The 12,163-nt window shown below is 72.5% G+C and carries 7 protein-coding genes; 4 read left to right on the top strand and 3 right to left on the bottom strand.

What is annotated here, in order from left to right:
- Positions 1 to 53: 53 nt before the first annotated feature.
- A complete protein-coding gene (locus ACFSZT_RS26180; RefSeq protein ID WP_377384623.1) occupies positions 54 to 521 on the bottom strand; it encodes a GreA/GreB family elongation factor in 468 nt (155 codons plus the stop codon).
- 191 nt (positions 522 to 712) lie between these two features.
- Positions 713 to 3,073: a Tex family protein gene (locus tag ACFSZT_RS26175; protein WP_377384625.1), complete on the bottom strand. Its 2,361-nt coding sequence runs from the start codon at positions 3,071 to 3,073 to the stop codon at positions 713 to 715.
- A gap of 44 nt (positions 3,074 to 3,117) precedes the next feature.
- Here ACFSZT_RS26175 and ilvD point away from each other — a divergent pair, with 44 nt between their 5' ends.
- On the top strand, positions 3,118 to 4,791 hold the full coding sequence (ilvD, locus tag ACFSZT_RS26170; RefSeq protein WP_377384627.1) for a dihydroxy-acid dehydratase: 1,674 nt from the start codon (positions 3,118 to 3,120) through the stop codon (positions 4,789 to 4,791).
- Between the two features lie 270 nt (positions 4,792 to 5,061).
- Here ilvD and cobN read toward each other — a convergent pair whose 3' ends face one another.
- Entirely contained in the window at positions 5,062 to 8,649 is a 3,588-nt protein-coding gene (gene cobN / locus ACFSZT_RS26165; protein WP_377384628.1) for a cobaltochelatase subunit CobN, read from the bottom strand.
- A 152-nt stretch (positions 8,650 to 8,801) separates the two neighbouring features.
- Here cobN and ACFSZT_RS26160 point away from each other — a divergent pair, with 152 nt between their 5' ends.
- From ACFSZT_RS26160 to ACFSZT_RS26150, 3 genes are all read left to right on the top strand, one after another.
- Positions 8,802 to 9,923 (top strand): precorrin-3B synthase, encoded by a 1,122-nt coding sequence (locus tag ACFSZT_RS26160; protein ID WP_377384630.1) that lies wholly within the window; start codon positions 8,802 to 8,804, stop codon positions 9,921 to 9,923.
- On the top strand, positions 9,920 to 10,549 hold the full coding sequence (locus ACFSZT_RS26155) for a precorrin-8X methylmutase (protein ID WP_377384632.1): 630 nt from the start codon (positions 9,920 to 9,922) through the stop codon (positions 10,547 to 10,549). Before ACFSZT_RS26160 ends, ACFSZT_RS26155 begins: the two co-directional genes overlap by 4 nt.
- Before the next feature lie 95 nt (positions 10,550 to 10,644).
- The gene (locus ACFSZT_RS26150; RefSeq protein ID WP_377384634.1) at positions 10,645 to 12,162 is read left to right on the top strand and encodes a precorrin-2 C(20)-methyltransferase; all 1,518 of its coding nucleotides are present in this window, start codon (positions 10,645 to 10,647) and stop codon (positions 12,160 to 12,162) included.
- Position 12,163: the final 1 nt, after the last annotated feature.

The raw sequence follows: 12,163 nt of genomic DNA, 5'->3' as shown, positions 1-12,163 counted from the left end.
TGCCGCGGCGCCCACTCCCGTGCGGAAGCGGGCGCCGCGGGCCAGGGGGGTGGTCAGCTCTTCGGCACCGAGAGCTTCACGATCTCCGCGGACACCTCGCCACCGGGTGTGCGGTAGGTGATCGTGTCGCCCTTCTTGTGTCCGGCGATGGCGCGGCCGAGCGGGCTGTCGGCGGTGAGGGTGGACAGGTCGTCCTCGGCCTCGTCGGCGACCCCGACGACCACCATGTCCTCCACGCTGCCGTCGTCGAACTTCAGCCGCACCTTCGTGCCGGACGGCAGCGCCGACTCGTCCAGGTCGTTCGCGGGCCCGCCGTGCAGCAGGTCGTAGACCTCGGCGATGCGCCGGTCGAGCCGGGACACCACCTCGGCGCGTTCCAGCAGGTCGGCCTGGTCGGCGCTGTCGCCCAGCGGGTCCTCACCCAGCCTCGGGGCGAGGGTTTCCCGCTGCTCACGCAGTTGTTCGAGCTCACGCTCGAGCCGTGCGCGGGTAGTGGGGCTCAAACCTCCGGTCGACGTCATGCTCCCTCCCGTCTCCCGCCACCGCGCAGGCGGAGGCGTTCGCGCCGCTCGAGCGGGTGCCGTCTCCGTCGGCGTCACGCGGAGGCGCCGCTCGTCTGCCGTGCCTGGACCGCCGCCCGTCCGGGGCGGAGGCTCGCTGCCCCATTGTCAGGCCTGACCGCGCCGCTCGCCATGTGATTGCCCGGCCGGGCTCACTTTCCGTAACCGGCCTTGCGGAGCGCCTCCGCCATCGCGCCTCCGGCGGGTGGCTTCCGGTCGTCACGCTGCCTGCCGCCCTGCCGCTGCTGCGGCCTGCCCCGACCCTGACGCCCGCCGCGGCCGCCGCCCTGCCCGCGCGGCTCGCCGCCGCCGGGCTTGGCCTCGTCGTCGAGCCGCAGAGTGAGCGAGATGCGCTTGCGGGCCACGTCGACGTCGAGCACCTTGACCTTCACGACGTCGCCGGGCTTGACCACGTCCCGCGGGTCCTTGACGAAGTCGTGCGACATCGCCGAGACGTGCACGAGGCCGTCCTGGTGCACGCCGATGTCCACGAACGCGCCGAACGCCGCGACGTTGGTGACCACGCCCTCGAGCCGCATGCCGGGCTTGAGGTCCGCCATCGTCTCGACGCCCTCGGCGAAGGTCGCCGTCTTGAACTCCGGACGCGGGTCACGGCCCGGCTTCTCCAGCTCGGCGAGGATGTCGGTGACGGTGGGCAGACCGAACGTCTCGTCGACGAAACGTTCCGGCTTCAGGCTCTTGAGGGTGCGCGTGTCGCCGATGAGCTCGCGGATGCCCACTCCCGTCTCGTCGAGGATGCGCCGCACCACCGGATACGCCTCGGGGTGGACGCTGGAGGCGTCGAGTGGGTCGTCGCCGTCCGGGATCCGCAGGAAGCCCGCGCACTGCTCGAACGCCTTCGGCCCGAGCCGCGGAACCTCCTTGAGGTCGTTGCGGCTGCGGAACCGGCCGTGGCTGTCGCGGTGGGCGACGATGTTCTCGGCCAGCGACGTGCCGATGCCCGACACCCGGGACAGCAGCGGCACCGAGGCGGTGTTGAGGTCGACGCCGACGGCGTTCACGCAGTCCTCCACCACGGCGTCGAGCGAACGCGACAGCTTCGACTCGGCGAGGTCGTGCTGGTACTGGCCCACACCGATCGACTTCGGGTCGATCTTCACCAGTTCGGCGAGCGGGTCCTGCAGCCGCCGCGCGATCGACACGGCACCCCGCAGCGACACGTCCAGACCGGGCAGCTCCTGCGCCGCGTAGGCGGACGCCGAGTACACCGACGCGCCCGCCTCCGACACCACGATCTTGGTGAGCTCGAGCTCCGGCCGGGCCTTGACGAGTTCGCCCGCGAGCTTGTCGGTCTCCCGCGACGCGGTGCCGTTGCCGATGGCGATGAGCTCGACCTGGTGCTCCCGCGCCAGCTTCTCCAACGTGACCAGTGCGTCGTTCCAGCGGTTCTGCGGCTTGTGCGGGTAGATGGTGTCGGTCGCGACCACCTTGCCCGTGCCGTCGACCACCGCCACCTTGACCCCGGTCCGGTAACCCGGGTCGAGACCCATCGTGGCGCGCGTGCCCGCGGGCGCGGCGAGCAGCAGGTCGCGCAGGTTCGCGGCGAACACGCGCACCGCCTCGTCCTCGGCGGCCTGCCGTAGCCGCATGCGCAGGTCGATGCCCAGGTGCAGCAGGATCTTCGTCCGCCACGCCCAGCGCACCGTGTCGGTGAGCCACTTGTCGGCGGGCCTGCCCTCGTCGGCGATCCCGAACCGCTGGGCGATGCGGACCTCGTAGTCACTCGGTCCCGTGCGCGGCGCCGCGTCCGGGTCGGCGGGCTCCTCCGGCTCGGTCGCGAGGTCGAGCACCTCCTCCTTCTCGCCGCGGAAGAGCGCCAGGACGCGGTGCGAGGGGAGCTTGGTGAACGGTTCGGCGAAGTCGAAGTAGTCGGCGAACTTGGCGCCCTCGGTCTCCTTGCCGGGCCGGACCTTCGACGTCATCCAGCCACGCGACCACATCGTCTCGCGCAGCTCGCCGATCAGGTCGGCGTCCTCGGCGAAGCGTTCCACGAGGATGGCCCTCGCGCCGTCGAGCGCGGCGGCGGCGTCGGCGACCCCCTTGTCCGGGTCCACGAACACGGCCGCGGCCGCCTGCGGGTCCGTGCCGGGGTCGGCCAGCAGGCCGTCGGCGAGCGGTTCCAGCCCGGCCTCCCTGGCGACCTGGGCCTTCGTGCGGCGCTTCGGCTTGTACGGCAGGTAGATGTCCTCCAGCCGCGCCTTGGAGTCGGCGGCCAGGATGCGTGCCCTGAGCTCGTCGTCGAGCTTGCCCTGCGACGCGATCGAGTCGAGGATCGCCGTGCGCCGCTCTTCCAGCTCGCGCAGGTAGCGTAGGCGCTCCTCGAGCGTGCGCAGCTGCGTGTCGTCGAGCGCGCCCGTCACCTCCTTGCGGTAACGGGCGATGAACGGCACGGTCGAGCCGCCGTCGAGCAGGTCGACAGCGGCCTGCACCTGAGCCGGGCGGACACCGAGCTCGTCGGCGATTTTCTGGGCAATGGTCACCGTTTCAGCCACGCTGGCATTGTGCCGCCCGGCCCGCTGTGGGGGATGATCGGGCCATGGCCGAACCAGATCTGAAGCCGCGCAGCCGCGAGGTCACCGACGGCATCGAACGCGCCGCCGCGCGAGGCATGCTCCGCGCACTCGGCATGGGCGACGACGACTTCGGCAAGCCGCAGATCGGCATCGCCTCGTCGTGGAACGAGATCACCCCGTGCAACCTGTCGCTGCAGCGGCTCGCCGAGGCGAGCAAGCAGGGCGTGCACGCGGGCGGCGGCTACCCTCTGGAGTTCGGCACGATCTCCGTCAGCGACGGGATCTCCATGGGCCACGAGGGAATGCACTTCTCGCTCGTGTCACGCGAGGTGATCGCCGACTCGGTGGAGACGGTGATGGAGGCCGAACGGCTCGACGGCACCATCCTGCTCGCCGGCTGTGACAAGAGTCTGCCGGGCATGCTGATGGCCGCCGCGCGCCTCGACGTCGCCGCCGTGTTCCTCTACGCGGGCTCCATCCTGCCCGGCACGGTCGATGGCGAAGAGGTCACGATCATCGACGCGTTCGAGGCCGTCGGCGCGTGCGCGCGGGGGCTCATCACGCGCGAGAAGGTCGACCAGATCGAACGGGCCATCTGCCCCGGCGAGGGTGCGTGCGGCGGCATGTACACCGCCAACACGATGGCGTGCGCGGCCGAGGCGCTGGGCATGTCGCTGCCGGGGTCGGCGAGCCCGCCGTCGGTAGACCGGCGTCGCGACCGGTTCGCCCGCGCGAGCGGCGAGGCGGTGGTGGGCATGCTGGCCAAGGGCATCACGGCCCGCGACATCCTCACGCGGGAGGCGTTCGAGAACGCCATCGCCGTCGTGATGGCGCTGGGCGGCTCCACGAATGCTGTGCTGCACCTGCTGGCGATCGCCCACGAGGCCGAGGTGGAGCTGACGCTCGACGACTTCACCCGCGTCGGCGACCGGGTGCCGCACCTCGCCGACGTCAAGCCGTTCGGGCGGCACGTGATGACCGCCGTCGACCGTGTCGGCGGGGTGCCGGTGGTGATGAAGGCGCTGCTCGACGCGGGCCTGCTGCACGGCGACTGCCTCACCGTCACCGGGAGGACGCTGGCGGAGAACCTGGCCGAGCTGGCCCCGCCCGAGCTGGACGGCACGGTGATCCGGCGGCTCACCGAGCCGATTCACCCGACCGGGGGGATCACGATCCTGCACGGCAGCCTCGCGCCCGAGGGTGCGGTGGTGAAGAGCGCCGGGTTCGACCGGGCGAGGTTCGAGGGCACGGCGCGCGTGTTCGACGGCGAGCAGGCCGCGATGGACGCCCTGGGTGAGCTCAAGGCCGGTGACGTGGTGGTGATCCGCAACGAGGGCCCGCGGGGCGGTCCGGGCATGCGCGAGATGCTGGCGGTCACCGGCGCCATCAAGGGTGCCGGACTCGGCAAGGACGTGCTGCTGCTGACCGACGGCCGGTTCTCGGGCGGCACCACCGGGCTGTGCATCGGGCACGTCGCTCCGGAGGCCGCGCACGGGGGTCCGATCGCGTTCGTGCGCGACGGTGACCCGATCGTGCTCGACATGGCCACGCGCACGCTGGACCTCGGCGTGGACGAGGCGGAGCTGGTACGTCGCCGCGAGGGCTGGCGGCAACCCGAGGTGCCGCGTCGCACCGGTGTGCTGGCGAAGTACGCGAAGCTGGTCGGCTCGGCCGCGAAGGGCGCCGTCTGCGGCTGACGCCGGCCCGTCACGCGCGGAGCCGGTGGGGTCCGGTCCACATCGGACAGCTGTGCGGTCGGCGTCGGGCACCGCTACAGCCGCACCCGTCGTGCCGCAGTCCTGACCGTGCTCGCGGGCGGGCGGCGCGTCGGGACGGGTACCGCCGAGACGGCGACGCAGACGGCGCACACGGTGACGTGGACGGCCGAGACGGCGACGCAGACGGCGCACACGGTGACATGAGCGGCGGACACGGCAGCCGGGCCGGCGCGATCCGCTCGTGCAGCTTCATGACTCGCCGCCTTCCAGGTCACCCTCGATGCGAAGGTAGACCTCCTGCATGCGGGACAGCAGTTCCGGATCCGGCTCCTCCCACAACCCGCGCTCGGCGGCCTCGCTGAGCCGTTCGATGATGCCGCGCAACGCCCACGGGTTGGCCTGAGCGAGAAAGTCCTGGTTCTCCTTGTCCAGCACGTAGGACTCGGTCAGCTTCTCGTACATCCAGTCGTCCACGACGCCCGCGGTCGCGTCGAAGCCGAACAGGTAGTCGACCGTGGCGGCCTGCTCGAACGCGCCCTTGTAGCCGTGCCTGCGCATGGCGGCCAGCCAGCGGGGGTTCACCACCCGGGCCCGGAACACGCGTTTCGTCTCCTCGGACAGCGAGCGCGTGCGCACGGAATCGGGGCTCGTGCTGTCACCGACGTAGGACGCGGGAGCGCTGCCGGTCAGCGCGCGCACGGTGGCGATCATCCCGCCGTGGTACTGGAAGTAGTCGTCGGAGTCGGCGATGTCGTGCTCACGCGTGTCGGTGTTCTTCGCCGCGACGACGATGCGCCGGTAGGAGGCCTCCATGTCCTCACGTGCGGGTGCGCCGTCGAGGCCGCGGCCGTAGGCGTAGCCGCCCCACACGGCGTACACCTCGGCGAGGTCGGAGTCGTCGCGCCAGTTGCCGGCGTCGATCAGCGGCAGCAGGCCCGCTCCGTAGGAGCCGGGCTTGGACCCGAAGATGCGCGTGGTCGCGCGGCGCTCGTCGCCGTGGCCGGCGAGGTCGGCGCGCACATGGGCGCGGACGAAGTTCCGCGACTCCGGCTCGTCGAGCGCGGCGACCAGGCGCACGGCGTCGTCGAGCAGGTTCACCACGTGCGGGAACGCGTCGCGGAAGAACCCGCTGATCCGCACGGTCACGTCGATACGTGGCCTGCCCAGCTCGTCGAGCGGGACCGGCTCGATGCCGGTGACCCGCCGTGATGCCTCGTCCCACACGGGGCGCACGCCGAGCAGCGTGAGCACCTCCGCGGCGTCGTCCCCGGACGTGCGCATGGCCGACGTGCCCCACACCGACAGGCCCACCGATCGCGGCCACTCACCGGTGTCGTCCCGGTACCGGCGCAGCAACGAGTCGGCGAGCGCCTGCCCGGTCTCCCAGGCCAGCCGGCTCGGAATGGCCTTCGGGTCCACGGTGTAAAAGTTGCGGCCGGTGGGCAGCACGTTGACCAGTCCGCGCAGCGGCGAACCACTCGGCCCGGCCGGGATGTACCCGCCGTCGAGGGCGTGCAGCACGGCGTCGATCTCCCCGCTCGTGCCCGCGAGGCGCGGCACGATCTCCGTGGCGGCGAACCGGAGGACGTCGGCGACCTCGGCGCGCGGCGCGCCGAGCACCTCGGCGCACACGGTGCCGACCGCGTCCGGCGACCAGTCGCGTGCCTCCATGCCCTCCACCAGCAGGCGCGCCGTGTGCTCGACGGCGTCCACTTCGGACATCGGCGCGTCCTCGGCGAGACCGAGCGCTGACCGCAGGCCCGGCACGGCGGCCTTCGCGCCGCCCCACATCTGCTGCGCACGCAGCATCGCGAGCACCAGGTTGACCCGCGCCTCGCCGGTCGGTGCCTCACCGAGGATGTGCAGGCCGTCGCGGATCTGCGCGTCCTTCACCTCGCACAGCCAGCCGTCGACGTGCAGCAGGAAGTCGTCGAACTCCGCGTCGTGCGGCCGTTCCTCGATGCCCAGGTCGTGGTCGAGTTTCGCGGCCTGGATCAGCGTCCAGATCTGCTGCCGGATGGCGGGCAGCTTCGCCGGGTCCATGGCGGCGATGTTGGCGTGCTCGTCGAGCAGTTGCTCCAGCCGCGCCATGTCGCCGTAGCTCTCGGCCCGTGCCATCGGCGGCACGAGGTGGTCCACGATCGTGGCGTGTGCGCGCCGTTTGGCCTGTGCGCCCTCGCCGGGATCGTTGATGAGGAACGGGTAGATCAGCGGCAGGTTGCCGAGCACCGCGTCGGGTGCGCACGAGGCCGACAGCCCCGCCGTCTTGCCCGGCAGCCATTCGAGCGATCCGTGCTTGCCCAGGTGCACGACGGCGTGCGCGCCGAATTCCTCCTCCAGCCACCGGTAGGCGGCCAGGTAGTGGTGGCTCGGCGGAAGGTCGGGATTGTGGTAGATGGCCACCGGATTCTCGCCGAAACCGCGTGGTGGCTGGATCATCAGCACGACGTTGCCCGCCCGCAGCGATGCGAGCACGATGTCGTCGTTGTCGACATAGAGTTCGCCGGGCGGCGGTCCCCAGTGCTCGACCATCGCCGCGCGCAGGTCTTCCGGAAGCGCGCCGAACCATTCCTGGTATCGCGCGGCCGGCACGCGGATCGGGTTGCCCGCGAGCTGCTCGTCGGTCAGCCACTCCGGATCCTGCCCGCCCGCCTCGATCAGCGCGTGGATGAGCGCGTCGCCGTCGGGCTGATCGGTGCCGGTGGGCTCGACGCCGGGGAAGGCGTCCGGGCCGAGGTCGTAGCCCAGCTCCCGCATGCGGCGCAACAGCCGCACCGCTGAGGCCGGCGTGTCGAGGCCGACGGCGTTGCCGACGCGGGAGTGTTTGGTCGGGTAGGCCGACAGCATCACGGCGACCTTCCGCTGCTCCGGCGGAGTGTGCCGCAACCGCGCGTGGGCCAGCGCGATGCGTGCCACGCGCGACGCGCGTTCCGGATCCGGGACGTAGCGGGGCAGACCGTCGGCGTCGAGTTCCTTGAAGGAGAACGGAACCGTGATGAGCCTGCCGTCGAACTCCGGCACCGCCATCTGGTTGCCCGCGTCGAGCGGCGAGAGGCCTTCGTCGTTGTCCTGCCACGTTGCCCGGTCGCTGGTGAGGCACAGCGCCTGCAGTGTCGGCACGTCGAGCGCGGCGAGTTCGGCGACGTCCCACGACTCGTCGTCGCCGCCCGCGCCGGCGTCCGCCGGACGCGTACCGCCCGCCGCCAGGACGGTCACCAGCAGCGCGTCGGCCTTGCGCAGTTCGGCCATCATCTCCGGCTCGCGGGAACGCAGCGAGGCACAGTAGACGGGCAGCGCGCGCCCACCCGCCGCCTCGACCTGCTCGGCCAGTGTCTCCACGAACGCCGTGTTGCCGGACAGCTGGTGCGCCCGGTAGTAGAGGATCGCGACGACCGGGCCGTCGCCGGTGGACGGCCGGTCGAGCACACCCCACGACGGCTGCTCGGCAGGCGGTTCGAACCCGTCGCCGGACAGCAGGAGCGTGTCGGACAGAAACCGGTGCAGCTGCGCGAGATTGGCGGGCCCACCGTATGCGAGGTAGGCGTGTGCCTCGGTCGCGATGCCCGCGGGCACGGTGGACAACGCCATCAGCTCGGCGTCCGGCGCCTGTTCCCCGCCCAGGACCACCACGTGGGCGCCGCTGTCCCGTACCTGCCGCAAGCCCTCGGGCCACGTGCGCTCGGTGCCGAGGATCCGCACCACCACGATCGGGACATCGGCGAGCAAAGCGGGCAACTCGGCCAGGTCGAGCCTGGCCGGGTTGGCCAGCCGGTAGTCGGCGCCACTGGCTCGCGCACTCAGCAGATCGGTGTCCGACGTGGACAGCAGCAAGATCACGGTAGCCCTCCTTGGCACCTCACTCTCCGGGCCCCGCCGTGGCGGCGTCAAGGTGATCTCGCGCAACGCGCGGTGCGAATGGAGCGTGAACGCCACCTCCGCGTGACACACGGCGCCAGCGGACCATTGCCGCCACCTCTTACAGTTGTGCCGTGCCCGCGCCGACCCGACTCCGTGCCGACGCCTGCCCCGGGGTGCTCGCCACGCACGACGCCGCAGACGGCCCGCTCGCGCGCATCCGGCTGCCCGGCGGCGCACTGAGCGGGGAGCAGGCGCGAGTGGTCGCCTCGTGTGCCGAGGACCTCGGCGACGGTTCGGTGCACCTCACCTCCCGCGCCAACCTCCAACTCCGCGCGATCCGGGACGTCGACGAGCTGGTCACGCGCCTCGCGCAGGCAGGCCTGCTGCCCGCACCCGGGCACGAGCGGGTACGCAACATCCTCGGCTCGCCGCTGTCGGGTCTGCACGGCGGGCGTGCCGACATCCGCCCGCTGGTGTCGGCGCTGGACCGGGCGATCTGCGCGCGACCCGACCTGGCCCGGCTGCCCGGACGGTTCCTGTTCGCGCTCGACGACGGGCGCGGCGACGTGGCCGGAGAGGGAGCCGACCTGTGCTGGCGCGCGCTGGACGAGGACAGCGGCGCGCTGCTGCTCGACGGCGCCGACACCACGTTCCGGGTGCCCACCGGCCAGGCGGTCGCCGCGCTCGTGGCAGCGGCCGCCGCATTCGTCCGTACCCGCGGCACCGCCTGGCGGCTGCGCGAGGCCGACCCGGCACCGGTGCTCAGCGCGCTTCACCCGTTCGGGACACCTGCCGACGTCGCCGGATCGTCGTCGGAGGGTCCGCCGCCGGTCGGCCCGGTCGCTGGCGGGATCGTCGTCGCCGCGCCCCCGTTCGGCCGGCTCTCCGCGGCGGTGCTGCGGGAGTTGGGCGACGTCGTCGTCACACCGTGGCGGACCGTGGTGCTCGCCCGTCCGGGAGCCGCTGACGGCACGGATCTGGTGACGGACCCCGCGGCGCCCTCACTCGGGGTGAGCGCGTGCATCGGCTCGCCCGGATGCGCCAAGTCCCGGGCCGACGTCCGTGCCGACGCGCACGGCATCGCGGCGGCCGGGGTGACGGCGCACGTCGCGGGCTGCGAACGCCGCTGCGGGCGGCCCCGCGGCCCCCACGTGGACGTGGTCGCCACCGATGGCGGCTACCGGGTCGACGGCACGTTCGTCACCGTCGAACGGCTTGCCGAGGCACTGATCGCACGGAAAGGACACCAGTGATCGACTACATCCGCGACGGCGCGGAGATCTACCGCCATTCGTTCGCCACGATCCGCGCCGAGGCGGATCTCGCGATCCTGCCCGACGACGTCGCCGGGGTCGCGGTCCGGATGATCCACACCTGCGGGATGGTCGATCTCGTGGAGGACCTCGCCTACAGCCTCGATGTCGTCGAGGCGGGCCGGGCGGCGCTCGAGGCGGGTGCTCCGGTGCTCTGCGACGCGAAGATGATCGCCAGCGGCATCACCCGGAGGCGGCTGCCCGCGGACAACGAGGTGCTCTGCACCCTCGGTGACGAGCGGGTACCCGCGCTGGCGGAACGCCTCGGCACCACCCGGTCGGCGGCTGCGCTCGAGCTCTGGCGCGACCGGCTACCCGGCTCGGTCGTCGCCGTCGGCAACGCCCCGACGGCGCTGTTCCGCCTGCTCGAACTGCTCGACGAGGGCGTCGGCGCGCCCGCCGCGATCATCGGTGTCCCGGTCGGCTTCGTCGGGGCGGCCGAGTCGAAGGACCTGCTCATCCAGCGCGCACCCGCGCCGTTCCTGGCCGTACGCGGCCGCCGGGGTGGCAGCGCACTCGCCGTGGCGGCGGTCAACGCCCTCGCCTCGAAGGAGGAGGTGTCGTGAGCGCCAATTCGCGGAGCGTCGCTCATGGACACCCCGCTGCGGCACGCTTTTCCGCCGCAGCAGGGGAGGGTGTCCCGCAAGACACAGGAGGAGGTGTGAGCACCGGCGTGCTGTACGGGGTCGGGCTCGGCCCCGGCGACCCGGAGCTGGTGACCGTGCGGGCGGCCCGGCTCATCGGCGAGGCCGACGTCGTCGCCTACCACTGCGCGCGGCACGGGCGCAGCATCGCGCGGTCGGTCGCCGAGCCCTACCTGCGCGAGGGCCAGCTCGAAGAGCGGCTGATGTACCCGGTGACCACCGAGACGACGAACCACCCCGGCGGCTACGAGGGCGCCATCGCGGAGTTCTACGAGCTCGCCGCCAAGCGGCTCGCCGAACACCTCGACGCCGGCCGCGACGTGGTCCTCCTGTGCGAGGGCGACCCGTTCTTCTACGGCTCCTACATGTACATGCACGAGCGGCTCGCCGACCGCTACGAGGCACACGTCGTGCCCGGCGTGACGTCGGTGAGCGCCGCGTCCGCGGTACTCGGCAGGCCACTCGTCCAGCGCGACGAGGTGCTCACGCTGCTGCCTGGCACACTGCCCGCGCCGGAGCTCGCGCGGCGGCTGGCCGACACCGAGGCGGCCGCGGTGCTCAAGCTCGGCCGCACCTTCGGCTCCGTCCGCGACGCGCTGGCCGAGGCGGGACGGCTGGACGAGGCCTTCTACGTCGAGCGTGCCACGTGGCAGGCCCAACGGGTGGAGCCCTTCGCCGAGGTCGACCCCGAGACCGTGCCGTACTTCTCGCTCGCGGTCGTCCCGAGCCCCGCCTACGCCGCGCGCACGACAGGTGCCGGCCAGGCACCGGCGGGGAGGGCCGGGGCGCCGGTCGGTGACGTGGTCGTCGTCGGCCTCGGGCCCGCGGGCCCGGAGTGGCTGACGCCGGAGGCCGAGCAGGCGCTGGCCGAGGCCGAGCACCTCGTCGGCTACGGCCCCTACCTGGCGAAGGTGCCGCAGCGTGCTGGGCAGCGCAGGCACGCCTCCGGCAACCGCGTCGAGGCCGACCGCGCCCGCGAGGCGCTGCGGCTCGCCCGCGACGGTGCGACCGTGGCCGTCGTGTCGTCCGGCGACCCGGGTGTGTTCGCCATGGCGTCCGCGGTGCTGGAACAGGCGGAGGACCCCGAGTTCGCGGACGTGGCGGTGCGGGTCGTCCCGGGGGTGACGGCGGCGCAGGCCGCGGCGTCCCGGGTGGGCGCCCCGCTCGGTCACGACTACTGCGTGCTGTCGCTGTCCGACCGGCTCAAGCCGTGGGACATCATCGAACGCAGGCTCGACGCCGCGGGCGCCGCCGACCTCGTCGTGGCCCTCTACAACCCGGCCTCCCGCAGCCGCACCACCCAGCTCGCCGCCGCACGGGACGTCCTGCTGCGCCACCGCTCGCCGGGGACGCCGGTGGTGATCGCACGCGACGTCGGCGGACCCGAGGAGTCGGTGCGCGTCGAGACGCTCGGCGGGTTCGACCCGGGCGAGGTGGACATGCGTTGTCTGCTCATCGTCGGGTCGTCCCGGACTCGCGTGCGGGAGCAGCCCGACGGTTCCCGGATCGTCTGGACACCTCGCCGCTACGACTGAG

Source organism: Prauserella oleivorans (assembly GCF_042685745.1).
GTDB classification, from domain to species: Bacteria; Actinomycetota; Actinomycetes; order Mycobacteriales; family Pseudonocardiaceae; genus Prauserella_A; species Prauserella_A oleivorans.
Note: the sequence above shows the minus strand (reverse complement) of the source record. Positions and strands in the feature narration are given on the sequence as shown.